Raw genomic sequence first — 25,656 nt, 5'->3', positions numbered from 1 at the left:
CGCGGATGCCGTGCATACCGACCAGTCGGTATGGCGTCACCGTAGGTCCGTACGCCGGAGCACGTCAACGGACACCTTCGTCCGGTTCGCGCGACCGCTCCCTCACCGTCCTGGCCGTCGCCCGCCGTTCGGCCGGGCCGGACAGCCAGGTCAGAATGGCCGCCGCCAGGACGAAGACGGCCGCGATGACCGGAAGCGCCGCGGCTCCGCCGGACTTCAGGCCGACCGCGCCGATCAGGCCGGACAGCGAGATCGCCAGGTACAGCACCGCCGCGTTGAGGGAGACCGCCAGCGGCCCGGCCCCGGCGGGCGAGAGCGCGATGGTCCGGTGCTGCTGCGGAGCGGTGACCGACCAGGAGGCGAACCCGGACAACGCGACCACCGGCACCGCCGCGGTGAACACCCCGCTGATCAGCGGCATGACCAGGAACACCACCACCAGCGAGAGGGTGGCGGTGATCACCACCCGGCGCGGCCCGTACCGGTCGGCGAGCCTGCCCGCGACCAGGTTGCCCGCCGTGCCGGTCACGCCGAAGGCGAACAGCAGGAGCGCCACCCGGTCGCCGTGACCGGCCGGCGCCGGAGCGAACACGGCGCCGATGTAGGTGTAGGGCAGGTAGATGCCGATGAAGGCCAGCAGTGTGCCGGCCAGTACCCGGACCACCCCGGCATCGGCCAGCGGTGCGAATCTCTGCCGCAGGCCGGCCGCGCCGGCGAGCCGGATGTGCGGCAGGCGCAGCGCGATGATCGGCGTCACCACGACGGTCAGGGCGGTGACGAACCACACGGTGGCCCGCCAGCCCCAGGCGTCACCGATGGCGGTGCCCAGCGGGGCGCCCACCACCAGCGAGGAGGTCAGACCCACGGTGACCACGGCGATGGCCTGACCGCGCCGCCGCTCACCGGCGACGGTCGCGGCGGTGGCCCCGGCGTTGGGCGTGAACATGGCCGCGCCCGCGGCGGCGACGACCCGGGCGGCCAGGACCAGCGGGTAGCCGGGCGCCAGCGCCGTCGCCACGTTGCCGGCCGCGAACACCAGCAGTGCCGTGACCAGGCCGGTACGCCGGGACCAGCCGCCGGTCAGCGCGGCGAGCACCGGTGAGAGCACCGCGTACGCGATGGAGAACACGCTGACCAGCTGGCCCGCCGCCGCGACGCTGACGGACAGCGAACGGCTGATGTCGGGGAGCAGGCCGGCGATGACGAAGGCGTCGGTGCCGACCACGAAGGCGCCGACGGCCAGCACGCTCACGTGGGGCAGCCAGCGATCGCCGGTCACCGAGTCCGTCATGGGCACTCCCCGCTGTCAGCTGGTCCTTCCTCCACGGCAGCGGCCAGTCAACCCGTCGCGGGCGCGGACCTGAAGGACCGATCGGATCACCGTTGATACCTTGCGGATATGAATGATCTGGAGGTGCGGCAACTCCGATACTTCGTGGCCGTCGCCGAGGAGCTGCACTTCGGCCGGGCGGCGGCCCGGCTGGGCATGGCACAGCCGCCGCTGTCCCGGTCGATACGAGAACTGGAGCGCCGGCTGGGCGTGACGCTGTTCGAGCGGACGACACGTCAGGTCACGCTCACGGCGGCCGGAGAGGTCCTCTTGCGGGACGCCCGGGACGTGCTGGCGGCGATCGCCGCGGCCGCCCGCCGCGCGAGGCACGCCGGCCGGCCCGCACCACGGCTGCGGCTCGCGCTCAAGGCCGACCATGACGGCGGGCTGCTGCCGCGGATCCTCGCCGCGTACCGGCGGGAGGAGGCCGCGCCACCGGTCGAGCTGCTGCTGGGCGGACGGGGAGAACAGGACCAGGCGCTGCGCGACGGCCGGGCGGACGTCGCGTTGCTCGCCGTTCCCTGCGACGAGCGCGGCCTCGACGTCGAACCGCTGCTGACCGAGCCCCGCCTGGTCGCCCTGTCGGCGGCCGATCCGCTGGCCGCCCGATCATCGCTGCGACTGGCCGACCTCGCCGGGCGGACGCGTCCCGACGGGTCCCCGGCGGACCGGGACGACCTCGGACCGCCCGTCGGCAGCGGCGAGCGGCCGCCGAAGACCGACCGTGAGCCCGCGGTCGTGACTCACCGGGCGGCCTCCGACCTGACCCAGATCTTCAAGCTGATCGAGCTCGGCGACACCGTGGCCTTCCTGCCCGCCTGCGTGACACGCCGCTACCCGCGACCCGGCATCGTCTACCGCCCCGCCGACGACCTCCTGCCGGTCACGCTCGCCGTGGCCTGGCCGCAGAACTCACACTCACCGGCCGTCGCCGCCTTCGTGCGAGCGGCCACGGCCGTCGCGGCGTCCGACGAGCAGAACGCGACGATGCCACCGGAAGCGGTCGCGCGGTCGTCCGGGTGACCGGTCCCGGCCGGGTCAGGAGCGGATCGAGCTCTCCCGCACCTTGAGCTCGGCGTTCAGGGTGATGTGGCGTTCGGGGAACGGCTCACCGCTCACCCGCCTGAGCAGGAGCTCCGTCGCCTGACGGCCGATCTCGTACGTCGGCTGGCTCACCGCCGTGATCTGCGAGCGCAGGCTCAGCGCCGGCATCATGTCGTCGAAGCCGACCAGGGCGATGTCGTCCGGGAAGCGCACCCCCGCCGTGTCGAGCGCGTCCACGGCGCCGATCGTCATCAGGTTGTTGGACACGAACAGGCCGTCCGGGCGGTCGGGCAGGGCGAGCAGCCGCTCGGTCGCCTCCCGGCCTCCGTCGATGCGGAACTCACCGCTCACCACGAGCTCGCGCGCCGACGGCAGGCCCGCCGCCCGCAGGCCCGCGCGGTAGCCGGCCAGGCGGCCGGCGCCGGTGGTGGTGCCCAGACGGCCGGCGATGAAGCCGATCCGGCGGCAGCCCTGCTCGACGAGGTGGAGCGTCGCCTCCTTGGCGGCCCGGTGGTTGTCGACCATCACCCAGTCGACGTCGGCGCTCTTGAGCCGCCGGTCGATGGTGACCACCGGGATGCCGCGCTCGGCCAGCACGTCGATGGAGGTCTCGGTGGCCGAGGCGGGCGACAGCAGCACGCCCGCCATCTGCTCGGCGGCGGCCACCTCGAGGTAGCGCTGCTCCTTGCGCAGGTCCTCGTCGGCGTTGGCCAGCACCACGGAGTAGCCGGCGGCGCTGGCGACGTCCTCCACACCCCGGACCATCGCGGTGAAGAACGGGTTGGTGATGTCGGAGATGATCACGCCGAGCACCGTCGTCGCCCGGGTGCGCAGGCTGCGGGCCTGGCTGTTCGGGCGGTAACCGAGGTCGCGTACGGCGGCGAGCACGCGCTCCTTGAGATCGGGTGACACCGTCTCGGAGGTGTTGAGCACGCGCGACACCGTGGCGGGCGACACGCCCGCCGTCCGCGCGACCTCACGGATCGTCACCTGCGCCATGATGCCGCCCCCCTCTTCGCCATCCGGAACATTGTCCACGGTCACCTGAGTGCCGGGGGTTGACAGCTCCGGAAGCCACGATCTACGTTCCGAGAAATCGATTTCAGAAATCGATTTCTCGACGACTGTACCCCACCCCCGGCGCCGGGTCGGAGAAGGCGGCCGGGACGTCCAACCGGAGGTCACGCGTGGCGCGAATCGGTCTACTCAGCATGTCGGACGGGCGTGACTTCGTCGCGCGCGACGTCGCCGGCCATGTGAGCGAGTCGACACGGACCCTGGCCGAGTTGCTGCGGGCGCACGGGCACGAGGTGATCACCGCCCGCGACGTCATCTGGACCAACGAACTCGCCACCACCGAGGCGCGGTGGGTGGCCGGACAGCGACCCGACCTGATCATCTTCAACTACCCGGTGTGGGCGTTCCCGCACTTCACCATGCTCGCCGCGGACGCCACCCCCGGTCCGCTGCTGCTCGTCGGCAACATCGACCCGCAGTACCCCGGCATGGTCGGCATGCTGGCCGGCGGCGGCGCGCTCGACCAGGCCGGCCGCGTCCACTCCCGCGTGTGGGGCGACCCGGAGGCCATCACCGACCGGATCCTCACCAGCGTCCGGGCCGCGACGGCGGTGACCGGCCTGCGCGGCTCGACGTTCGGCCGGATCGGCGGCCGGCCGATGGGCATGTACACCGCGACCGCCAACACCGACCAGTGGATGCGCCAGTTCGGCGTCGACGTCGAGGAGATCGACCAGTGGGAGGTCGTCCGCCGCGCCGAGAACGCCGACGCCTCCCGCGTCACGGCCGGGCGTGACTGGCTGGAGAAGCACGGCAACGTCCACTACGACGGCAAGCAGCTGACCCCCGAGCTGCTCGAACGCCAGATCCGCTCCTACTACGCCGTGCGCGAGCTGATCGACGAGTGGAACCTGGACTTCTCCGGCATCAAGGGCCAGCCCGAGCTGACCACCCACTTCACCACCATGGACGTCACCGAGGCGTTCCTGAACGACCCGTACGACTGGGAGGGCCCGAAGGAGACCCACGTCACCGCGACCGAGGCCGACATGGACGGCGCGCTGACGATGCAGATCCTCAAGCTCCTGTCCGGCGACCCGGTGCTGTTCGCCGACGTGCGCCACTACCACGCCGACAAGGACGTGTGGGACCTGTGCAACTCGGGTCAGCACGCGACCTGGTACGCCGCGCGCTCGGCCGACCCGGCGGAGAACCTCGCGAAGGTCCACTTCCACCCGGAGGTGTTCTACTTCCCGGCCGGCGGCGCCTCCGTGCAGCACCTCGCCGCGCCCGGCGAGATGACGTTCGCCCGGCTCACCCGCTACGACGGGCGGTACCGGATGCACGTCATGCGCGGCGCCTTCGAGCAGTACGACGACGCGACGAACGAGGCGATGATGCGCCAGTCGACGTACGAGTGGCCGCACGCGTTCGCCCGATTGCGCGTGGACAGCGAGGAGTTCCTGTCCCGGTTCGGCGCCAACCACATCCACGCGGTCCCCGGCGAGTACGTCGCGGAGCTGCGTGCCGTCTGCGAACTGCTGGCCATCGACTTCGACGGGTTCGGTGAACTTCGATGAGACCTCGCCTGAGACGCCTCGCCGTCCTCCTCCTCGCCGCCGGCACGCTGACCGGCGTCACGACCCACGCCCAGGCGGCCCCCGTGAGCGCCAAGGGCCCGGTCGGCTGGGACCTCTACCGCCACCCCGACCGGCTCGCCCGGCTGACCACCGGCGTGCAGACCAAGCAGTTCTCCAGCTTCGACCGCACCGGCGGCAACAACGACGGCTTCAACGGGACGTACTCCTGCCTGCGCACCACCGCGGACGGCTGCGTCATCGCCGAGCACGACGGCGCCGGCGAGGTGGACGCGATCTGGTTCACCCGCGACGAGGGCGACGTGCGCGCCACCGGGAACATCACCATCACCCTCGACGGCCGTGACGTGGTGCACGCGTCGCTCCAGGACCTGGTCGACGGCAAGGTCGGCGCGCCGTTCGTGAACCCGCTCGTCGCCAACGCGGACCAGACCTCCGGCGGCGTGTACGTCGAGGTGCCGATGCCGTTCCGGCACTCGATGCGGATCACCACCGACAAGAACCCGATCTTCTACCACGTCACCTACCGGACCTTCGCCGACGACGCCGGCGTGCGGACCTTCGATCCGTCCGACCACGCCATGGACGTCATCGCCAAGCTGAAGGCCGCCGGCACCCGGGACCCCAAGGCACCGCTGCCCGGCGCCCGTACGCGGAAGTCGGCGCTGCGCCTCGCTCCCGGCGCGACCACGACGCTGGCGCGCGCGACCGGCGCCGGCGAGCTGTCCGCCCTGCGGCTCACGCTGCCGCAGGCCGAACCGGTCTCGGCCCACAGCAGCGTCGAGGACGACGGCCGCGCGTTCGGGGCGAACGGCTCCAGCACCTTCACCGTCAAGGTCGACCCGGCCAACACGGGCGTGCGGCTGACCCGCCGCTACGACCCGGGGATCGGCCACCAGCGCGCCTCGATCACGGTCGACGGCCAGGACGCGGGCCAGTGGGGGCCGACGGAACCGAAGGGCATCGGGGAGTGGGCCGAGGATTCGGTCGAGCTCCCGGCGAGCCTGACCGCCGGGAAGTCCAGGCTCACCATCAAGAACACCTTCATCTCCTCCGACTTCGACTTCAACGAGTTCACCTACTGGGCCGACAGCCACGTCGGCGGCTCGCTGACCCGCACCGACACGGTCGACGTGGGCGACACCGCCGACGAGGCCGCCCACGGGTACGCCATCACCGGCCAGACCTGGCAGGGCGACCGCGTGTACGCCTACCCGCTGAGCGACGACCAGCTGGCCAGGCTGCACACCGCGCAGCAGCTCCTGCAGGGCCTGCGGGTGCGGATCACCTTCGACGGGAAACGGACCGTCGACTCGCCGCTCGGGGAGTTCTTCGGCTCCGGCTTCGCGGTCGCGCCGGTACGGTCCCTGTTCACCGGCATCGACCCGGCCGCGCACTCCTACGCCGCCTGGTGGCCGATGCCGTACCGGCACGACGCGACGGTCGAGCTGTACAACGGCTCGCCGCTGGCGGTGACCGCCGGGGACGCCGAGGTCACCTCCGGACGCCACGTCATGACCGGTGAGGGCTACTTCCGCACGCAGTCGCGGTCCGGTGCCACCGAGAACGGCAAGGACTGGACATACCTGCAGGCCACCGGCCAGGGCAAGTTCGTCGGCGTCGTCTCCTCGATGCGGGGCCCGGCGTCGCGAGCGTTCCTGGAGGGCGACGAGCGCGTCTACACCGACGGCTCGCGCAGCCCGCAGATCCACGGGACCGGCACCGAGGACTTCTACCAGAGCGGCTGGTACTTCAACCGCGACACCTACACCGAGCCGTTCAACGGCGACCCGGCGCACCTGACCTCCACGACCGGCTGCGCCGCCGGCTCCGACTGCACCGGGGCGTACCGATTCATGATCAACGAGGCGGTGCCGTTCGGCTCGGCGATCACGTTCGGCATCGAGCACGGGCCCGGCGACGACGTGGCGGCGAACTACTCCACGACCGCCTTCTGGTACGGCCAGGACTCCGACGCGTCCCGCCGTACGGACACGCTGACCCTCGGCGACGCGGCGAGCGAGAAGGCGCACGGCTACACCGGGACCGCCCCGGTGACCAGCCTGAGCTCGAACTTCGAGGGCACGAACACCGCGCTCACCGCGAACGTACGGCCCGCGACGGCACCGGTCACGTTCCGGCTCGCCGTCGACCCGGCCAACCGGGGCGTGACGCTCCTGCGGACGAGCGACCAGAACACCCCGTACCAGCACGCGAAGGTGAGCGTGAACGGGCACGCGCTGCCGGACTGGCTCCAGCCGCTCGGTAACACCACCCACCGCTGGCTGGACGACACCTACCAGGTGCCCGCGAGCGTCACCGCCGGCCGGCGCTCGATCACCGTCACCCTGACGCCGGACGGCCCGCCGTGGCCGGCCGCGTCCTACCAGGCGTGGAGCAACCGGTGACCCAGCCGGTGACAAGGGAAGTCGTGCTCCGGATGCGGGGCATCGGCAAGAGCTTCCCCGGCGTGCGGGCGCTGTCCGGCGTCGACCTGACGGTGCACGCCGGGGAGGTGGCCGCCCTGCTCGGCGAGAACGGGGCGGGCAAGTCGACGCTGATGAACGTCCTGGCCGGCGTGCACGGCGACTACGACGGCGTCATCGAGGTGGGCGGGGACGAGGCGGCGATCCACTCCCCCAAGGACGCGGCGCGGCACGGGATCGCCATGATCCACCAGGAGCTCAACCTCGTGCCCGACCTGTCCATCGCGGACAACATCTTCCTCGGCCGGGAACCCCGCACCCGGTGGGGCACCCGCGACCGGTCCGTGGCGCACGCCCGTACCGCGGAGCTGCTGGCCGGCCTCGGCCTGCGGTTGTCCCCGCGCCGCCTGGTCCGCAGCTGCCGCATCGCCGAGCAGCAGCTCATCGAGGTGGCCAAGGCGCTCAGCAACAACGTGCGCATCCTCGTCATGGACGAGCCGACGTCCGCGCTGGCCGACGCCGAGGTACAGCGGCTGTTCGAGGTGATCCGCGACCTGACCGGCCGTGGTGTGGCCGTCATCTACATCTCCCACCGGCTGGAGGAGCTGGAGAAGATCGCCGACTCGGTGACCGTGCTGCGCGACGGCGCGTACATCGGGCGGCGTGACATGGCGGGCACGACGCGGGCCGAGCTGATCCAGATGATGGTCGGCCGTCCGCTGGGCGACCTGTTCCCCCGCGAGAGCGGGGAGCACGGTGGCGGCGACGTGCGGCTGCGGGTCGAGGGCCTGTCGTTGCGGGCCGAGGCGGGCCGGACCGCGCTGCACGACGTCGACCTGACCGTACGCGCCGGGGAGATCGTCGGGCTGGCCGGCCTCATGGGCGCGGGCCGCACCGAGGTGCTGGAGACGCTGTACGGCGCCCACCGGCCCTCGGCCGGGCGGATCGAGCTGGACGGCAGGCCGTACCGGCCGCGTTCGCCGCGGTACGCGATCCGGCGCGGTCTGGCGCTGGTCGCCGAGGACCGCAAGGCGCAGAGCCTCGTGCTCGGCAACACCGTCGCGTTCAACGCGAGCCTGGCGGCGCTCGGCCGCTACACCCGGCTGTTCGTGGACCGGCGGCGGGAGCGCGCCGCGGTGGCCGGGCAGGTTCGCGACCTGCGGGTGAAGGCACCAGGCCTGAACGCGACGGTGCGCAATCTCTCGGGTGGCAACCAGCAGAAGGTGGTGCTGGCCAAGTGCCTGCTCACTGAGCCGGCGCTGCTGCTCATGGACGAGCCGACGCGCGGCATCGACGTGGGCGCCAAGGCGGAGATCCACGCGCTGATGAGCCGGCTCGCCGCGAACGGGACCGCCCTGCTGGTGGTCTCCTCCGAACTTCCCGAGCTCATCGCCATGTGCGACCGGATCCTCGTGCTCTGCGAGGGGCGCCTCACCGGAGAGTTCCACCGTGACCCGGCCCACGGCCCGCCGGCGAACCAGGAGGACATCCTGGCCGCCGCGATGGCGCGCCAGGCCGTACTCGACCAGGAGACAGCTGATGCCTGACCAGACCGCGACCGAAGAGGAGACCGTGGCCGCGGAGACCGGCGGGTCGCCGCCGCGGTTGCGGACCCGGATGCGGCGGCTGCTGCCGGTGCTCGGCTCGCTGCAGGGCTACATCGGCCTGATCCTCGTGATCGTGCTGGGGCTCGCCACCAAGGGCGAGGTGTTCTGGAACCAGACCAACCTCACCAACGCGGTCGGCGCGTTCGCCTCCCGCGGCATCCTCGCGGTGGGCGTGACCCTGGTGATCCTCACCGGCGGCATCGACCTGTCGGTCGGGTCCATCCTCGGCATCGGCTCGATGGTCTCGGCCATGATGCTCGTCCACCACAACATGACGCCCTGGGAGATCGTGCCGATCTGCATGCTCGTCGGGGCGTTCTTCGGGCTGTGCAACGGCGTCGGCACGACGTGGCTGCGGATCCAGTCGTTCGTGATGACGCTCGCGATGCTGTCGGTGGTGCGCGGGCTCGACCGGCAGTACTCCAACAACGTCAGCGTCGGCACGCAGGTGGTCAACGACCAGGGGCACCTGACGCCGCACTCGGCGCAGTTCCAGGATTTGGGCACGCCGGGGCACAACGTGCTGACCGGCGTCCTCGGCCAGGGCGTCTACTACCCGGTGCTCGCCCTGGTCGTCGTCTGCGTCGTGTTCCAGCTGATCCTGTCCAAGACGCGGTTCGGCCGTCACGTGTACGCGGTCGGCGGCAACGCGACGGCGGCCCGCCTCTCCGGGGTCAACGTCACCGCGGTGACGATCACCGTGTTCGTGCTGTCCGGGCTGCTCGCCGGGTTCGCGGGACCGATCGACGCGGCCTACAGCGCCTCGGCCGACCCGCTCGCCGGCACCTCGTACGAACTGGACGCCATCGCGGCGGCCGTCATCGGGGGTACGAGCCTGGCCGGCGGCCGGGGCACGATCGTCGGCACGTTCGTCGGCGCGCTGATCCTCACGCTGCTGGACAACGTGCTGGGACTCAACGCGGTCAGCGACAACTGGCAGCTCGTCATCAAGGGCCTGATCGTCGTCGCGGCGGTCGTCCTCCAGCGGCCCGGCTTCTTCGCCGCCGCTCTCACACCGGTCAGACGCCTGATCGGTTCTTCACCCCGAGAAGGAGACGAAAAGTGAAATCTTTGATTCGCCCGCTCGTGGCGGTCGTGGCGGTGGTGACACTCGCCGCGGGCTGCGCGTCGAAGGCGCCGTCGGCCTCGGGCGGCTCCGGTGCCGGCGGCAAGAAGCAGTTCGTCGTCGGCTACTCCCAGTCCAACAACGCCGAGCCGTACCGCGCGCAGCTCAACCTGCAGCTCGAGTACTTCATGAAGCAGCACCCCGACATGAAGCTGCTGCCGATCGCCGACGCGCACCAGTCGAGCGCGACGCAGGTCAGCCAGGTGCAGAACTTCATTCAGCAGAAGGTGGACGTGCTGATCGTCTCGCCGAACGAGCCGGCCCCGCTCACCGCGGCGGTGCAGCAGGCGTGCCAGGCGAAGATCCCGGTCATCATCCTGGACCGCAGCGTCAACACCGACTGCTACACCTCCTTCATCGGCGGCGACAACTACGAGATCGGCAAGCTGGCCGGACAGGAGGCCGTCAAGCAGCTGCCGAACGGCGGCAACGTGGTTGAGCTGCGCGGCATCATGTCCGACCAGCCGCAGATCGACCGGGACAAGGGCTTCCGCGACGCCGTCAAGGCCAACCCGAAGATCAAGATCGTCGCGGACCGCGAGGCGAAGTGGCTCAAGGACTCCGCGGTGCCGATCATGCAGCAGTGGCTGAGCAAGTACCCCAAGATCGACCTGGTGTACGGACACAACGACCCGATGACGCTCGGCGCGTACCTGGCCGCCAAGGCGCAGCACCGGGAGAGCCAGATCAAGTTCATCGGCATCGACGGCCTGGCGATCCCCGACGGCGGCATCCGCGCGGTCCAGCTCGGCGAGCTGACCAGCACGTTCGTCTACCCGACGTGTGCGAAGGAGGCCGCCGCCACCGCGTACGCCATCGCGCACGGCCAGCAGGTGGGCAAGAAGCAGGTGCTGCACACCACCCAGGTGACCAAGGAGAACGCGGCACAGCTCTACAAGCAGTACGACATGTCCGGGAAAATCAGCGGCTGACGCGTGAGGATCGGGGGCCTGTCTCAAAGTCCTCGTCCGCCGCGCAGTAGGACAGCGGGGCTTTGAGACAGGCCCCAGGGCGCGGTCGACGGACCGCGCCCCTCGGCGGGGAAAGGGTGGCGCGTGAGTCTCCTGCTTGGAGTCGACATCGGTACGTCCAGCACGAAGGGGGTGCTGACCACTCCGGACGGCACCGTGGTCGCGACCGCGGTCCGCGAACACACCGTGTCGCGGCCCCATCCGGGCTGGGCCGAGCACGACGCCCGCGAGGTGTGGTGGGAGGGGTTCGCCGCCGTCACCCGCGAGCTGCTCCCCCAGGCCGGCGGCGAACCGGTCGCCGCCGTCGGCGTCAGCGGGATCGGCCCGTGCGCGCTGCCCGCGACCGCCGAGGGCGTGCCGCTGCGCCCCGCCATCCTGTACGGCGTCGACACGCGCGCGGTCGCCGAGATCGAGGAGCTGACCGCGCGGTACGGCGCCGAGGCGATCGTCTCGCGCGGGGGCTCGCCGCTGACCACGCAGGCGGTGGGGCCCAAGCTGGCCTGGCTGCGCCGCCACGAGCCGGAGGTGTGGGAGCGCACCGGCCGGCTGTTCATGGCGAGCTCCTACCTCGTGCACGAGCTGACCGGCGTGTACGTCCTCGACCACCATTCGGCGAGCCAGTGCTCACCGCTGTACGACAGCCGCGAGCACGCCTGGATCGGCGACTGGGCGCAGGAGATCGCCCCGGGCCTGGACCTGCCGCCGCTCGCGTGGCCGGGCGAGGTGGCCGGCACGGTCACGGAGGGAGCGGCGGAGCGTACGGGACTCGCCGCGGGCACACCCGTCGTCGCCGGCACCATCGACGCGTGGGCCGAGGCGGTCAGCGTCGGCGTGACCGAGCCCGGCGACGTCATGGTCATGTACGGCACGACCATGTTCCTCATCGAGGTCCTCGACTCACGCCGCACCTGGCCGGGCCTGTGGGGCACGGTCGGCGTCACGCCCGGCACCTACGACCTCGCGGCGGGCATGGCCACCTCCGGCGCCGTCACCGACTGGCTGCGGCAGCTCACCGGCGCGGCCTATGAGGAACTGACCGAGGAGGCACGGGCCGCCGGGCACGGCGCCGGCGGGCTGATCATGCTGCCCTACTTCGCCGGCGAGCGGACCCCGCTGTTCGACCCCGACGCGCGCGGCCTCGTGCTCGGCCTGACCCTGGGCCACGGTCGCGGCCACCTGTACCGCGCGGCCCTGGAGGGCACCGCCTTCGGCGTCCGGCACAACCTGGAGGCGATGCGGTCGGCGGGCGGCGAGGCACGGCGGCTGGTCGCGGTCGGCGGCGGCACGAAGGGCGGGCTGTGGACCCAGATCGTCTCGGACGTGCTGGGCCGGCCACAGGTCATCCCCTCGGTGACGATCGGGGCGTGTTACGGCGACGCACTGCTGGCCGCCCGCGCGGCGGGCCTGTCCGACGGCGCGGACTGGAACCCGCCGGCGGACACGGTCGAGCCCGACCCCGCGGCCGGCGAGGTCTACGCCGAGCTGTACCGGCTCTACCGCGACCTCTATCCCGCGACCCGGGAGGCCGCCCACACCCTGGCGGCCTTCTCCCGGGAACCCTGAGCGGTGGCCGGGCGCCGATGTCCGGAACCCCACGGGCCACCGGTGCGGTTACTGGGCGCGGCCCTTCTCGTCACCCCGGTCGACATCGAGGCCGACGACCGACATGCACCGATTGCACCGCCATTCGGCGATGACCGACTCCGCGCCCATGTCGCGCGTACGGTACGGCTTGGAGATCTTTTTTCGCCGCATTCCGTAGCCGCAAGTCGAGTGCATCATCAGCCCGCACTCGTGGCACGGCCACACGTCGTTGCCGGGGCGATGGCAGCCGGGGCACACGGGACGGTCGTCGTACGGCTCGAAGGGGTCGAGTTCGGACCGCCAGCCACGCTCGAGTTCGAGGTACTCGTCGTCGGGCCAGTGATGGTCGGCCAGCCAGGCGAGGTACTCCTCGGCGTCGGCGGCGAGGTTGGCGGTCATCGATTCCGGATGTCGCCAGGCGGCACCTCGGGAAACGCCGTCCCGGCGGCGGACCGCCATGACCGGAACCAGGCTGAGGAGGGCGATGGGCAGGATGACGACTGAGACGATCATGACTCGGCGTCCACGGTCATGCTCGCGTCGCCCCGGACACATCCTCGCGGCAATGCGGCGGGGGGCACTGCGGTTCCCACGGTGGCGTCCTTTCGTGAGTCACTGCTGGGGGAGAAAGATCACAAGGACCCTGGTCCACACGCACGTGGGCTTGTAACAAAGCGGTATGAACAGTATCGAATCCCGCTGTGGCTAGGAAATCGATCTCACAATTCAGTGATCATTTTTTCGCTCACCACAATTACTGATCATGAAACCGTTCATGATCGAATGGCGTGCGGGAGCCGTGATCCGGTCTGGCGCCATGCCGGATATCGGCCATCGAGGACCCGCCGGGGCGTGGGATCCGCCTCGCTCACCGGTCGTGTGGAACGGCGAGCAGGCCGGGATTCGGGCCCCCGCTGGGCGACCGGCCCTAGACGAACGAGCCGTTGACGCGCAGAGCGTGCTCCACCACCGCGATGAGCACCTGGATCACCGAGTCGCGCGAGCGGGCGTCGCACATGATGATGGGCACGCCCGGGTCGAGGTCCAGGGCCACCCGGACGCGCGCCTCGCCGTACCTCGGGGCGTCGTCGAAGCAGTTCACCGCCACGGCGAACGGCGTGCCCCGCTGCTCGAAGTAGTCGATCGCGCCGAAGCAGTCCGGCAGCCGCCGCGTGTCGGCGAGCACGATCGCGCCCGCCGCTCCGCGCGCGAGGCCGTCCCACATGAACCAGAAGCGACGCTGCCCCGGCGTGCCGTACAGGTACAGCATGACGTTGTTCGGGAGGGTCACCCGGCCGAAGTCCATCGCCACCGTGGTGGACTCCTTGGAGTCCATGCCGATGGGGCCGTCGATCGCGCGCCCGTACGCGGACCGGCCGCTCTCGGTGCGCAGCGGGCGGATCTCGCTGGCCGTGCCCACGAGCGTGGTCTTGCCGGCGCCGAAGCCGCCGGCGATCAAAATCTTGATCGCCCTCGGTCGCGCGTCGGCCTGCGGTTCAAAGAGAGTGAAGCTCATCCAACACCATTCGGAGTACCGTCTCGTCGCGTGCGTATTCTGACGGCGCCGGGGCCCGGACCGTGGCGAGCCCCCGGTCTCTGAGGTCCCCGAGCAGGACCCGGACGACGCCGAGCGGCAGGTCCGTGTCCGAGGCGAGGTCCACGACCGTGGTCGGCCTGCGGCAGCGGGCGAGCAGACGCAGATGCTCGGACTCGAGCCACATCCGGTCCGCCGCCGACGGTACGCCACCGACCACGATGGAGACCAGGTCCAGCGGTCCTCCGCCGGAGCGCGTCCGCCCCCGGGTGACGGCGTAGGGACGGACCACGGGTCCCGCGGCGTCGTCGAACCAGCGCCGTCGCCGTTCGTTCACCGGAGATCACGCTCCGCCCGGCGTTCCGCCCGCCGACCGCGGGGCGGCGCCGAGATGTCGGCGCACCCGTTTGACCAGCCGGGTCATCTCGTACGCGATCACTCCGATGTTCACGTCGCCCTCGGCGTGCACGGCCAGGCACGACCCGGCCCCGGCCGCCATCACGAAGACGAAGGCCGACTCGAGCTCGACGACCGTCTGGCGGATGTCGCCGCCGCCGAAGGTGTCGCTGACGCTGCGCGCCAGGCTGTGGAACCCGGCCGAGAGCGCGGCGAAGTGCTCGGCGTCCGCCGGCGCGATGCCGTGCGACAGGCCCATGGGCAACCCGTCGCCGGAGAGGATCATCGCCTGCCGCACCGAGTGCACCCGGCCGACGAGGTCGTCCAGCAACCAGCTCAGCTCACCGGTTGTTTCGAGCATCCGCTCGCCGCCTTCCCAAAGGAACTCACTCGTCCGGGTCCTCTTCCTCGCGCCCGCGCTGCCAGCCCTGCTGGAGCGCGGTCATCATCGACCGGGTCTCCTCCGGCGGCCGGGTGGTCGGTCCGGTGTCCACGTTGCTCGGCGGTGGCCCGGCCTCCCCGGGTCCGGCGTCCGCCCGCCCGGGCACCGCCGGCCCCGGCGCGAAGGTGTCGTCGCGCAGCTGCGGAACGAGGTTCGCCTGCCGGACACGCCGGGGCAGCTCGGGCGCGTCCGGGTCCGAGCCGTCGGAGGTGGCGAGGCCGATCGTCCCCGCCGCCGCGGGCAGCGGGGGCATGGCCCGGCCGGGCGGCCGCCACGGAGGCGTCGCCGGCCACGCCGCGCCGTCGGACGGCTCGTCGTACCATGCCTGCTCGTAGTCTTCACCGCCGTCGCCGGCGATGAAGTCGAGCGGGATCATGACGACGGCGCGCGCACCGCCGTACGGCGACGCGGTCAGCCGGACGTCGATGCCGTGCCGCTCGGCCAGCCGGCCCACGATGAACAGGCCCAGCCGGTCGCTGTCGGCCAGGTCGAACTCCGGGGGGTGGGCCAGCCGGTGGTTGGCGTCGGCGAGCTCGGCGTCGTTCATCCCGATGCCGCGGTCCTCGATCTCGACGGCATAGCCCCTGGCCGCCAGCTCACCGCGTACGTGCACCTGAGTGGGCGGCGGAGAGAAGGCGGTGGCGTTCTCGATGAGCTCGGCGAGCAGGTGGGTGATGTCGGCGACGACGGTTCCGTCGAGGGCCGCGGGCGCGGCCGCCTCGACGACGACCCGCGTGTAGTCCTCGACCTCGGCGATCGCGGCACGCAGGATGTCGCGCACCGCCACCGGGTTGTGCCACCCGCGGGCGGGTGCGGCCCCGGAGAGGATCACCAGGCCCTCCGCGTGACGCCGCATGCGGGTGGTGAGGTGGTCGAGCGCGAACAGGCCCTCCAGCGAGTCCGGGTCGGTGGCCTGGCGCTCCATCGTGTCCAGCATGCTGAGCTGGCGGTGCAGCAGCGACTGGCTCCGCCACGCGAGGTTGAGGAAGACCTGGTTGATGCCCTGGCGCAGACGCGCCTCGCCGATCGCGGCCTGCACGGCGGTCCGCTGCAACGTGGTCAGGGCGTCGGCGACCTTGGTCACCTCCCGGCTCCGGCCGACCCGTACCGGGGGCACCTCCGCCTCGACGTCGACCTTCTCACCGGCTCGCAACCGCCTGATCACCTGAGGGAGCCGCTCCCCCGCCAGGTCGAGCGCGGCGCGCTGCAGGCCGGTCAGCTCGCGGGCGAGGCTCCGGCCGAACAGCACCGAGACCACGATCGAGCAGACGACGGCCAGCAGACCGAACCCGGCGGTCGCGTACAGCATGAACATGATCCGGTCGCCGATGGGCTTGGTGTCCGCGGTGAGAATGGCGCCGGCCCGGCTGGCGGTCTGCGTCCAGGTCGTGGTCAGCGGCGCGACCGTGGCGTGCCAGTCCTTCGCCCGTGGGGCCAGCGACGCCGTGGGGCCGCCGGCGACGATGGCGTCCTCCAGGCTGCGGAGCGTGTTGAACTCCGAGGAGCCGGCGAGCTGCTGGAGCGGTTCCCGCAGGCTCGGTTTCACCTCGGCCAGGGCGCCGTCGAACAGGTAGCGTTCGTTCGCGGAGTTCCGGGTGAACATCGTGTACTCCGGCCCGGTGAAGCGCTTGGCGCGCCGGGCCAGCGCGGCCGTCACCAGCGCGTTCTCACGCATCATGAACTCACGCGCGGTGCTCACCGCGATGAGCGCGGTGCCCTGCCGGTAGACGTCCGGATCGTTGATCGGCGCCATGCCGCCGAACAGCCGCAGGAGCGCGTCGACGACCGCGTCGTAGTCGTTGATCGCGCCCAGGGCGTCCACGCTGCCCGCGTCGACCTTGGCCCGGACGCCGGCCAGCCCGTCGAGCTGGGTGAGCAGCTGGTTGAGTCGCTGCCGCGTCGTCCCGCTCATCGTCCGGCGCGCCGCGCCGGACAGGGCCGACCGGCGGAACGCCGCCTGTGCGGCGTCCGTGCTCGCCCGCGCGGTGTTGATCCCGCCGCGCTCGCCACTGCCATCGGCACTCACTAAGCCGGCGGCGGCGACGCGCTCCTGCTCCAGGGCGGTGGTGAGCGTGGCCCCCGGCACGGCGACCTTCTCGTACGTCGTCGACGCCTCGTACTTCCCGAGCGCATCGCGCGAGGTGAGATAGGCGGCGAATGCCCACAGCGCCGCGAGGGAGAGCAGCGGGATCAGGAGCAGTACCAACAACCTCAGCCGCAGCGACCTTGCGGAATGCTTGGAGGAAGCCATGACAGCCTTATCGGTTTTGCGCGTGTGCACCAAGCACCGCTCATGGAGCAATTCCCCGAGAAGGTAAATGGCACCACATTAGTTACCTTGGTGGCAACTCGCCCAAATCAGGCTCCGCTCGGTCGCCGCGGCCGCGGACATTCGCTCGGCGTCACCAGTCCTCGGTCTGCTCGACGGCGACCTCCACCAGGCCGTCGGGCGTCTCCTCGAAACGCCGCATCGTGCTCAGCGGCGGGGAGTAGACGTGCACGCTGACCGTGGGAGCGTCCGTGACGTTGCGCACGTCGTGGACGTAGTCAGGGCCGAAGGCCCAGGAATCGCCCGAGTCGACGGTGCGCGTCCGACCGGGCGCACGCTCTTCGAGGCTGCCCAGCACGACGGTGAAGGCGCCTTCGGAGTCGCCGTGGTCGTGGAACCCCGTCGACTGTCCCGGGAGCCAGCTGATCAGCCAGACCTCGTGGTCGTCGTCGTGGTGCAGGCGCTCGTACCAGCGGCCGTCGGCGCTGAGACGGACGCGGTGGAGCCACTCCTCGGACCGGTCGGCGAGGGACCGGGCGATCTCGCCGAGCCGGGACGTGGTCGAGCTGATGGTGGCGGTGGTCATGATGATGCTCCTGAATCGAACCTCGGTGAACGGCGCGGGCGTACGAGCTCGATCACCGACACAGCGCGCTGGCCTGCCGCCGAAGGTCGACGTGCAGGCGCGCGTGAAGAGGAGCACCGAAAAGCATTCCCCCAGCTTGGGACAGATTGCCTACTAAGTCAACTGGAAACATCGGGAGTTGCCTGCCGGGCCCGCGCGGTCACCGTCCGCCGACGCCGTACGGCCGCTCATCGATGCCGAGTCCGGCGTCCCTGTGGCAGGCGCGCCCGCCGTGGTTAAGGTCCTCGCATGAGGGAGAGCCTGATCGCCGGGCAGTACTTACTCATCGAGCAGATCGGCAGGGGCGGGTTCGCGGTGGTCTGGCGGGCCCGCGACGACCGGCTGCGGCGCGACGTCGCCGCCAAGCAACTCTTCCTCCCGCCGCACTTCACCGAGGAGCAGCGCCGCGAGCACCGGGAACGCACCTTCCGCGAGGCCCGGTCGGCGGCGCGGCTCACCCATCCGGGCGTGGTGACCGTGCACGACGTCGTCGAGCACGACGGCGTGCCGTGGATCATCATGGAGTACGTTCCGGGCCGTACCCTGAGCCAGATCGTCCGCATGGAGGGTCCGCTGGCGCCGGCGCGGGCCGCGCGCATCGGCCTGCGGGTGCTCGACGCCCTCCGCGCCGCGCACGCCCACGGCGTCCTCCACCGCGACGTGAAGCCCAGCAACGTCATCGTCGGCGACGACCGGGTCGTGCTCGGCGACTTCGGCATCGCCCGTACGGAGGGCGGCGCGGGCGACGAGATCACCGGGAACGGCATCGTCATGGGCGCCCCGTCCTACACCGCGCCCGAACGCGCGCGGGGCGAACCCGCCGTCGCCGCCTCCGACCTGTGGTCGCTCGGCGCCACGCTCTTCTACGCCGTCGAGGGACGGCGCGCCTTCAGCGGCCCGAACGCCAACGCGACCTTCCACGCCATCCTCACGGGCGAGCCCGCGCCGGCCCGCCACGCCGGGCCGCTCCGCGCGGTCGTCGACGGGCTGATGCGCCGGGACCCCGCCGAACGGATGACCGCCGGCGAGGCCGCGGAACTGCTCGCGGACGCCGCCGGCGAACGCGCCTCCTCCGCCGCGACGGCGCGCCGGACGCGGCGCGTACGGGAGAAGTGGCGCGAGCCGACCCGGCCGACGCCCGGAACGGCCGCCGCCCCGCCGCCCCGCCCGGCGGCGCGGAGCGTACGGTCACCCCGGCCGCGCCGGCGGCCCGTCGTGACCGTCGCCTCCCTGACGACGCTCGCCCTCCTGCTGCTGAGCAACGGCCTTCGCGTGGACGACCCACGGCGCCGCCCCACCGCGTCGTACCGCACGCCGGTCCCCCGTCCGCGCCTGGCCGCCACGCTGCCCGCGGGCGGCGGCGAGGTGCTCGACGTGGCGTTCAGCCCTGACGGGCGCGCTCTCGCCGCGACGGGCCAGGACCACGCCGTACGGCTGTGGAACACCGCCGCGGGCCACCCGTCCGCCATCCCGGCCGCCATGCTGACCGGTCGCGGGCACCCGGTCGCCGGCGCCGTGTTCAGCCCGGACGGCCGCACGCTCGCGACCGGCGGCTACGACGGCAGGGTCGTCCTCTGGAACGTCCACACCCGCCGTGCGGTCGCGACGTTCGGCACCCACGGCCGGGGAGCCGGCACGCCCAGCTTCAGCCCCGACGGGGCCGTCCTCGCGACCTCCGGCGACGCCGTGCGCCTGTGGGACGTCGGCACCCGGCGTACGACACGGTCGCTGCCGGATCCCGGGGAGACCCTGCTGAGCGCGGTGTTCGCCCCGCGCGGGCGGACCCTGGCCACGGCGGGCAGCCGGGCCGTACGCCTCTGGGACGTCTCGGCGCGGCCACGGCCCACGACGCTCACCAGGCTGACCTCGCTCGTCGGTGACATGGCGTTCAGCCCCGACGGACGGACCCTCGCCACGGGCGGCGACGACCGCACGGTACGCCTGTGGGACGTCCGCGGGCGCCGGCTGACGGCCACCGTGCCCCGGTTCACGGGGCGGGTGAACGCGGTGGCGTTCAGCCCGGACGGCCGCACGCTGGCCTGCGCGAGCGACGAGACCGTGCTGCTGTGGAACGTCCGGAGCCGCACCGCCGCCGCCCGGCTGGACGCGCGCACCGGCACGGTCGACGCGATCGCCTTCAGCCCGGACGGCCGGACCCTCGCCACGGCCGGAGACGACGCCGCCGTACGCCTGTGGGAGCTGCGCTGAGACACCGGACGGAAATGCCGACGGAACCGTCGGAAAATGTAATCCGACCGACGCGTGTCAGCGCATGGTCTCGTTTCTGCCGCAATGGTGCACCTGCTGTGTCCGCCACGCCGTAGCGTCAAGCCATGGCACGACGTCTCCGTGACAGTCCTTTCCCGCCTGGGCGCGCCTTTCTCGGCTCGACCGGGAAGCGGGCATGAAGCCGATACGCCTGCTGGCCCGGGTCATCGGCGTGGCCGCGATGGCCGTGGCGGTCGGCACCGCGGTCAACCAGATCCTCAACGGCGGCCGGTGGAACTGGTGGGCGCTGGCCGCCGCGCTGACGCTCGCGACGCTCGCCGAAGGCGTCAACCGATGGCTGGTTCGCTCGGACGTCCGCGACGAGCAGATCCGGCCGACACTCTGGCCGACCCTGACCGCCCCGGACGAGTCGCCACGGCGACTGACGGAGGTCACCCCCCGAGATCTGGGTGTGCACCCCAACCGATTCGGCCCCGAAGGCGAAGCGCTCTACATCCCCCGTGACGTCGACGACGCCCTGGATGAGGCGCTCACCGGCGGACGCCGGCCCATCGTCGTGGTGGCCGGCCCCCGGCTGGCCGGGACCACCAGCACCCTCGCCCAGGCCGCCCAATCGCAGCTCCCCGACCACTACGTCCTCGGCTTCGTCGATGACCCGCGCGTCCGGCTCACCGACATGATCGAATGCTCCCGCCGGTGGGCCGGCCACGGGCCTGGTGCGGTGCTGTGGCTGGATGGGCTGACGCCGGATCGATTCACCGAACTCGCGCTCCTGCCGGCCGACCGGCTCCCGGACGGGCTGCGGGTGCTGGCCACCATCGACACCGGTGAGCTGGAGGGACTACGGATCCCCGAATACCAGGTCAAGGCGCTCGAAGAACATGCCGTTCAGGTCGAGTTGGGCGTGCTGACCCGCACCGAGCGAGCCGAGCTGCGAGCCCAGGACACGTACGCCGGCCTGCGACCGGTCCTGGACGAGGACGCCGACGTGCTGATGGGCCGGCTGATGGTGGCGTGGGAGCAGATCCACGACGCCTTGACACCGGCCGGGGAAGAGACCACCGATCGGGTCGCGTTGCTGCACGCGGTCACCGACTGGTACCGGGCCCGGCTGCCCCGTCTCCTCACCACCGACGTCCTCACGCACCTGTACGGGGCCTATCGGCGTGAGCCGGCCGGGCAGAGCGTCATCGCCCCAGCGTCGGCCGCCGGCTACGCCCGGGCACTGGAATGGGCGACCGCGGTCAGGCCCGACAGGCCGCGTCTGATCGACGTGCAGACCGTGGCCGGTGCCGGCGGTACGCTCCGCACTCGCTGCTGAGCGTCGTCGCCGACGATGGGTCCGCCTCGGTCCACTGGCCCGTCCAGGACGCCTTGTGGGCCTATGCCGACCGTTTCTTCGATGGCGACCAGCGCCGCGACATCGGATACACCGCCCTGCGCATGGGTGCCCATTCCGCCGCCCACCGCCTGCTGGGACACCCCGGCACCACCATCGCCCCTGATGCGCTTAACCAGGTCGCCGCGTGGCTCCATGGCATCGGTGACACCACGGCGGCCCGCCGCTGGTACCGGCAGGCCATCGACTCCGGCCACCCTGACACCGTCCCCACGGCGATGACCAATCTCGGGCTTCTCGAGGCGAAGCGGAGGAACATCGAGGCGGCCCGGCGCTGGTGGCGGCAGGCCGCCGCCACCGATCACACCGACGCCGCACCGAAGGCGATGAACAACCTCGGGTTGCTGGAGGCGGGCCAGGGGAACCTCGAGGAGGCCCGGCGCTGGCACCGAAAGGCCGTCGACACCGGCCATCCGGAAGTAGCGGTAGAGGCCGCGAGCCGTTTGCGGGAGTTGGATCGAACGGAACAGGACCGCCGCCGGGCAGAATGGTTCACCCGGTACGGCTGGCAGGCTTACGCCGACCAGGAGCTGATACAACGCCGCGGGGAAGGCCCCGACGACGCGGCGGAGTGAGGCAACACGCACGAAGGGGCGCCCGTACGGGCGCCCCTTCGTGCGTTGGTCACTCAGTTGGACACTCAGCGGTCATCCATGATGATCGCTGAGGCCTGTGATCTCGGTCGGGACGGCGGGATTCGAACCCACGACCCTTTGACCCCCAGTCAAATGCGCTACCAAGCTGCGCTACGTCCCGAGAACGCGTTAAAAGGCTAGCACAGCGTGGCCGATGATCTGGTCGCGCAGGGCGCGGGCCGCGGGCCGTCGCCCGGCCGTACGCGAGCGGGCGTCAGGCGAAGGTCAGGCCGTCGAGCCAGCCCTGCCAGGCGTGCTCGGCCTCCTTCTGCCCGGCCGTGCCGGCGAACAGGTGGTGGCCGAGGACGATGACGTTGCCGCGGTCGGCGCCGGAGTGGATGAAGCGGTACATCGCGTCCTCGGTGCGGATGCCGAGGAAGTGGGGCCGGTCCACGTAGTCGATCACGCCGTCGATCGGCGGGAGGCCCTCGACGGTCAGCGCCGCCCGGTCGCCCTCCTTGACATCGCCGGTCAGGCCCAGCTCCTTCCGCAGTACCGCCCAGAGGCGCTCCGGCGCCGGGCCCTGCGGACGCGCCGCGAAGACGGGTGTGGCCACGCGGCCGCGGAAGTGGGTGAGGTACTCCGCCAGCTTGGCGAGGTACATGTCCCAGCCGGTCTTCATCGCCTCGTACTCGGTCTCCCAGTCGTCGCCGAGGAAGCCGTTGTGCACCAGCCGCAGCACCGCACCGCCTCCGTCGCGGCCCTCGATGAGGTACTCGAAGGCCATGAAGGTGCCGTCGGGGTTCTCCGGCGTGCGGTACGCCAGCCGCTCCCCCGGCTCCCAGGAGGTCACGGTGGACTCCTCGGTGTGGCCGCCGAGCGTCAGGCCGCCCCTGCCGCCCACGCGGGGCTCCAGTTCGTTGCGGCCCATGTACCAGGAGTCGATGCCGGGACCGGTCGCGATGGCGTCCCAGACCTGCTCGGGGGTGGCGTCCAGCGTGATCTCTTTGCGTACTTCGAACTCGTGCGTCATCGTCGTCTCTTTCTCCATGCCGGTACGGGGATGCCGCCGGCGGTCCGGTCAGCGCTCTTCTTCCGCCGGGGCGGCGGCCCCGTCCTCGCGGGGGCGGGTACTCGGGTGGACGGCGACGACCACGCGGTGCTCGCGCCCGCCCTCGGCCGTCGCGTCGTGGTACTTGGCGACCAGGGCGGCCACGGCGTTCGCCAGCTCCTCGGCGAAGGCGGACCGGTCGGCCGCCGAGGCGAACCTGACCTCGCCGTCGATCGCGAACGTCGCCACGCGCTTGCGCGCCTTGGCCGCGCCGGTGATCAGCTCGCCGACGTCGCGTACGAGACGGGCGGCGACGGCGAGCAGCCAGCGCGCGGAGAGCTGGTCGGGCGAGCGCGCGGGGTCGGGCTGGACGGCGGCGAGCGCGGCCGGCGAGATGACGTACGACGTGGCGGTCGCCCGCATGAGCCGCTCGTTGACGTTGCCCTTGCGGCGCTCCTCGACCAGCTCGACCAGGCCGTGCCGTTCGAGCGCCTTGAGGTGGTAGTTCACCTTCTGTCGCGGCAGGCCGACCTTGGCGGCCAGCATCGTCGCGGAGGCGGGCTCGGCCAGCTCGGCCAGCAGGCGGGCCCGGATGGGGTCGAGTGAGACCTCGGCCGCGGCCGGGTCCTCGATCACTGCCACTTCGAACATGCGAGGAGCCTCGCACCGACAAACTTTTTTGTCAAGACTGCCGGAGTGTTCGGCGTCACGGAGCGTGGGCGATTTGTGACACTCGTCACGCGAGGTCCGTATCGCCGCGCCCGGCACCGCGCCGACCACCGCCCTGAGCAGAGCGAATGACCGAAACAAAGACTGTCTGTCAGCGCAAATAGTTTCGGTCAGGCCCTAGAAAGCACAACGATGTCCAAAATGCAAGAGACAGATGGATCTCGCCAATCCAATCTGCCGTGTGATACAGATTCACTGTAACCAATTGCTCACGGATGCTCGACAACCGACGCAGTCTTCCCCCGACAGTCCTCGCAGCAGCACTTCCGAAACCATTTGGGTTACGGACGCGTGCGCGCCGCCGAAACATCGATGCGGAGCATAGGTCCGGTCATGTCTATCGCCGTCGCAGACCCAGCCGCACAGGCCGAAACTTTCCGCCTCTACCGCAATCTGCCGCGACTACTGCGCGATCCCATGGGGGAAGTGGAAAGCATGGGAAGGGCGGCGGCCGGTCGCGTCGCTCGCCTCGACTTCGGCGTGGCCGACGTCTACCTGGCGACCCACCCGGACCACGTCCAGCAAATCCTGCTGGACGACGCCGCGAACTTCCTGCGCGAGGGCACGTACTGGCGGCCGCTGAGCCGGCTGTTCGGCCGGAGCATCATGTCCGAGGGCTCGGACTGGAAACTCAGCCGCAGGACACTCCAGCCCGTACTCACCCGGCGGTACGTCCACTCGATGGCCGACCAGATGGCCGCCGCCATCAACGAGTCTCTCGACGGGCTCGCCGAGCACGCACGCACCGGGCGACCGGTGGCCGCGATGGCCGAGCTGTCCGACATCGTCAGCCACACCGTCATTCGTGTCTTCTTCGGGAACAAGATCACGCCCGCGGACGCCGCCCGGCTGACACCTGCCTTCGAGACCGTGGTGAAGGCCATCGCGTTCCGTTTCCTCCTGCCCTTCCTGCCGTTCTCGGTCCCGGTGCCGGGCGACCGGGCGCTCCGGCGCGCCATACGGCTCTTCGACGAGGTCCTCTACCCGCTGATCCGCGAACAGCGCTGGCGCGACGACGAGGTACGCGACTTCTTCTCCGTGCTCTGCCGCGCGCACGAGGCCGACGGCGCCGAGGTCAGCGATCGATGGGTCCGCGACAACCTCTTCGCCATGTTCGCCACCGGAACCGAGACGACGATCGGCGCCCTGACCTGGCTGTGGCCGCTCCTCGACGACCATCCCGAGGTGACGCGGAGGCTCTACGAGGAGATCGACACGGTCGTGGGGTCCGGCCCGGTACGCGCCGAGCACCTGTCCGGCCTGACCTACACCCGGCAGATCGTGCAGGAGCTGCTCCGGCTCTACCCGGCCGGGTGGGTGTTCCCTCGGCGGGCCGTCGAGTCCACGACGCTGGGCGACGTCACGATCAAGGCCGGCGAGTCGGTCCTCGTCAGCCCGTTCCTGACCCATCGGCTCGAGGCGTTCTGGGAACGCCCGCTCGAATTCGATCCCGATCGGTTCGATCCCGCCCTCGGCGGAGAGCCCGGACATCATCGTTACGCCTACGTGCCCTTCGGCGCCGGTCCACACAAATGCATCGGGCTGCATGTGTTCAATATGGAGGCCGAACTCATCATCGCCGGCATTCTGGCGCGTTTCCGGCCGACGTCCTGTACGGCCGTCTCTCGCATTCCTCGCGTCGGCGCCACGCTCCGGCCGAAAGAAAGCGTGGAACTCATTCTGACAACCGTCTGAAAGCCGCGG

22 protein-coding genes and 1 tRNA gene are annotated in these 25,656 nt (G+C 71.2%); 11 read left to right on the top strand and 12 right to left on the bottom strand.

The window, feature by feature from the left end; all coding sequences use genetic code 11:
- Nucleotides 1–64 precede the first annotated feature (64 nt).
- Nucleotides 65–1,291, bottom strand: coding sequence for an MFS transporter (locus ACQEV1_RS20450; protein WP_433395229.1), 1,227 nt, complete (start codon nucleotides 1,289–1,291; stop codon nucleotides 65–67).
- Nucleotides 1,292–1,399: 108 nt separating this feature from the next.
- Between ACQEV1_RS20450 and ACQEV1_RS20445 the strand changes: the two genes are divergently transcribed.
- A complete protein-coding gene (locus tag ACQEV1_RS20445) occupies nucleotides 1,400–2,353 on the top strand; it encodes a LysR family transcriptional regulator (protein WP_433395227.1) in 954 nt (317 codons plus the stop codon).
- Nucleotides 2,354–2,368: 15 nt separating this feature from the next.
- Here ACQEV1_RS20445 and ACQEV1_RS20440 read toward each other — a convergent pair whose 3' ends face one another.
- Nucleotides 2,369–3,364 (bottom strand): LacI family DNA-binding transcriptional regulator, encoded by a 996-nt coding sequence (locus ACQEV1_RS20440; RefSeq protein ID WP_433395225.1) that lies wholly within the window; start codon nucleotides 3,362–3,364, stop codon nucleotides 2,369–2,371.
- Between the two features lie 197 nt (nucleotides 3,365–3,561).
- Here ACQEV1_RS20440 and ACQEV1_RS20435 point away from each other — a divergent pair, with 197 nt between their 5' ends.
- The 6 genes from ACQEV1_RS20435 to ACQEV1_RS20410 all read left to right on the top strand — a co-directional run bounded on the left by ACQEV1_RS20435 (nucleotide 3,562) and on the right by ACQEV1_RS20410 (nucleotide 12,682).
- On the top strand, nucleotides 3,562–4,971 hold the full coding sequence (locus tag ACQEV1_RS20435; protein WP_433395223.1) for an L-fucose/L-arabinose isomerase family protein: 1,410 nt from the start codon (nucleotides 3,562–3,564) through the stop codon (nucleotides 4,969–4,971).
- Nucleotides 4,968–7,397 (top strand): glycoside hydrolase family 172 protein, encoded by a 2,430-nt coding sequence (locus ACQEV1_RS20430; protein WP_433395221.1) that lies wholly within the window; start codon nucleotides 4,968–4,970, stop codon nucleotides 7,395–7,397. Before ACQEV1_RS20435 ends, ACQEV1_RS20430 begins: the two co-directional genes overlap by 4 nt.
- Nucleotides 7,394–8,962: a sugar ABC transporter ATP-binding protein gene (locus ACQEV1_RS20425; RefSeq protein ID WP_433395219.1), complete on the top strand. Its 1,569-nt coding sequence runs from the start codon at nucleotides 7,394–7,396 to the stop codon at nucleotides 8,960–8,962. Before ACQEV1_RS20430 ends, ACQEV1_RS20425 begins: the two co-directional genes overlap by 4 nt.
- Entirely contained in the window at nucleotides 8,955–10,088 is a 1,134-nt protein-coding gene (locus ACQEV1_RS20420) for an ABC transporter permease (protein ID WP_285616697.1), read from the top strand. The genes ACQEV1_RS20425 and ACQEV1_RS20420 overlap by 8 nt, the downstream gene beginning before the upstream one ends.
- On the top strand, nucleotides 10,085–11,080 hold the full coding sequence (locus tag ACQEV1_RS20415; RefSeq protein WP_433395217.1) for a substrate-binding domain-containing protein: 996 nt from the start codon (nucleotides 10,085–10,087) through the stop codon (nucleotides 11,078–11,080). Before ACQEV1_RS20420 ends, ACQEV1_RS20415 begins: the two co-directional genes overlap by 4 nt.
- A gap of 123 nt (nucleotides 11,081–11,203) precedes the next feature.
- Nucleotides 11,204–12,682, top strand: coding sequence for an FGGY-family carbohydrate kinase (locus ACQEV1_RS20410; protein ID WP_285616699.1), 1,479 nt, complete (start codon nucleotides 11,204–11,206; stop codon nucleotides 12,680–12,682).
- Nucleotides 12,683–12,730: 48 nt separating this feature from the next.
- On the opposite strand, the gene ACQEV1_RS20405 is transcribed toward ACQEV1_RS20410, so the two are convergent.
- The 7 genes from ACQEV1_RS20405 to ACQEV1_RS20375 form a co-directional block, all read right to left on the bottom strand.
- The gene (locus ACQEV1_RS20405) at nucleotides 12,731–13,216 is read right to left on the bottom strand and encodes a hypothetical protein (protein ID WP_285616701.1); all 486 of its coding nucleotides are present in this window, start codon (nucleotides 13,214–13,216) and stop codon (nucleotides 12,731–12,733) included.
- A gap of 415 nt (nucleotides 13,217–13,631) precedes the next feature.
- Nucleotides 13,632–14,219 (bottom strand): GTP-binding protein, encoded by a 588-nt coding sequence (locus ACQEV1_RS20400; protein ID WP_285566309.1) that lies wholly within the window; start codon nucleotides 14,217–14,219, stop codon nucleotides 13,632–13,634.
- Nucleotides 14,200–14,574: a DUF742 domain-containing protein gene (locus ACQEV1_RS20395; RefSeq protein WP_285616702.1), complete on the bottom strand. Its 375-nt coding sequence runs from the start codon at nucleotides 14,572–14,574 to the stop codon at nucleotides 14,200–14,202. Before ACQEV1_RS20395 ends, ACQEV1_RS20400 begins: the two co-directional genes overlap by 20 nt.
- 6 nt (nucleotides 14,575–14,580) lie before the next feature.
- Nucleotides 14,581–14,994: a roadblock/LC7 domain-containing protein gene (locus ACQEV1_RS20390; RefSeq protein WP_285616704.1), complete on the bottom strand. Its 414-nt coding sequence runs from the start codon at nucleotides 14,992–14,994 to the stop codon at nucleotides 14,581–14,583.
- Nucleotides 14,995–15,019: 25 nt separating this feature from the next.
- The gene (locus tag ACQEV1_RS20385; RefSeq protein ID WP_433395213.1) at nucleotides 15,020–17,284 is read right to left on the bottom strand and encodes a nitrate- and nitrite sensing domain-containing protein; all 2,265 of its coding nucleotides are present in this window, start codon (nucleotides 17,282–17,284) and stop codon (nucleotides 15,020–15,022) included.
- A 193-nt stretch (nucleotides 17,285–17,477) separates the two neighbouring features.
- Entirely contained in the window at nucleotides 17,478–17,930 is a 453-nt protein-coding gene (locus ACQEV1_RS20380; protein ID WP_433395211.1) for a cysteine dioxygenase, read from the bottom strand.
- Nucleotides 17,931–17,982: 52 nt separating this feature from the next.
- Entirely contained in the window at nucleotides 17,983–18,057 is a 75-nt protein-coding gene (locus tag ACQEV1_RS20375; RefSeq protein WP_433405939.1) for a putative leader peptide, read from the bottom strand.
- A gap of 161 nt (nucleotides 18,058–18,218) precedes the next feature.
- Here ACQEV1_RS20375 and ACQEV1_RS20370 point away from each other — a divergent pair, with 161 nt between their 5' ends.
- The 3 genes from ACQEV1_RS20370 to ACQEV1_RS20360 all read left to right on the top strand — a co-directional run bounded on the left by ACQEV1_RS20370 (nucleotide 18,219) and on the right by ACQEV1_RS20360 (nucleotide 22,172).
- Nucleotides 18,219–20,177, top strand: a complete 1,959-nt coding sequence (locus ACQEV1_RS20370) for a WD40 repeat domain-containing serine/threonine protein kinase (protein ID WP_433395209.1) — start codon at nucleotides 18,219–18,221, stop codon at nucleotides 20,175–20,177.
- 196 nt (nucleotides 20,178–20,373) lie between these two features.
- Nucleotides 20,374–21,519 (top strand): hypothetical protein, encoded by a 1,146-nt coding sequence (locus ACQEV1_RS20365; RefSeq protein ID WP_433395207.1) that lies wholly within the window; start codon nucleotides 20,374–20,376, stop codon nucleotides 21,517–21,519.
- Between the two features lie 53 nt (nucleotides 21,520–21,572).
- Complete coding sequence (locus ACQEV1_RS20360) at nucleotides 21,573–22,172, top strand: tetratricopeptide repeat protein (RefSeq protein ID WP_433395205.1); 600 nt, start codon at nucleotides 21,573–21,575, stop codon at nucleotides 22,170–22,172.
- Between the two features lie 107 nt (nucleotides 22,173–22,279).
- On the opposite strand, the gene ACQEV1_RS20355 is transcribed toward ACQEV1_RS20360, so the two are convergent.
- From ACQEV1_RS20355 to ACQEV1_RS20345, 3 genes are all read right to left on the bottom strand, one after another.
- Nucleotides 22,280–22,353 (bottom strand) — tRNA-Pro (locus ACQEV1_RS20355).
- 93 nt (nucleotides 22,354–22,446) lie between these two features.
- Nucleotides 22,447–23,205 carry an SRPBCC family protein gene (locus tag ACQEV1_RS20350; protein ID WP_285616712.1) on the bottom strand — a complete coding sequence of 253 codons (759 nt, stop codon included), beginning with the start codon at nucleotides 23,203–23,205 and terminating at the stop codon, nucleotides 22,447–22,449.
- Nucleotides 23,206–23,253: 48 nt separating this feature from the next.
- Nucleotides 23,254–23,874: an ArsR/SmtB family transcription factor gene (locus ACQEV1_RS20345; protein WP_285616713.1), complete on the bottom strand. Its 621-nt coding sequence runs from the start codon at nucleotides 23,872–23,874 to the stop codon at nucleotides 23,254–23,256.
- A gap of 513 nt (nucleotides 23,875–24,387) precedes the next feature.
- On the opposite strand from ACQEV1_RS20345, the gene ACQEV1_RS20340 reads away from it, so the two are divergent.
- Nucleotides 24,388–25,647 (top strand): cytochrome P450, encoded by a 1,260-nt coding sequence (locus tag ACQEV1_RS20340; protein ID WP_285616714.1) that lies wholly within the window; start codon nucleotides 24,388–24,390, stop codon nucleotides 25,645–25,647.
- The last annotated feature ends 9 nt before the right edge of the window (nucleotides 25,648–25,656 follow it).

It is taken from the genome of Actinoallomurus sp. CA-142502 (assembly GCF_050936355.1).
Lineage (GTDB): Bacteria > Actinomycetota > Actinomycetes > Streptosporangiales > Streptosporangiaceae > Actinoallomurus > Actinoallomurus iriomotensis.
Note: the sequence above shows the minus strand (reverse complement) of the source record. Positions and strands in the feature narration are given on the sequence as shown.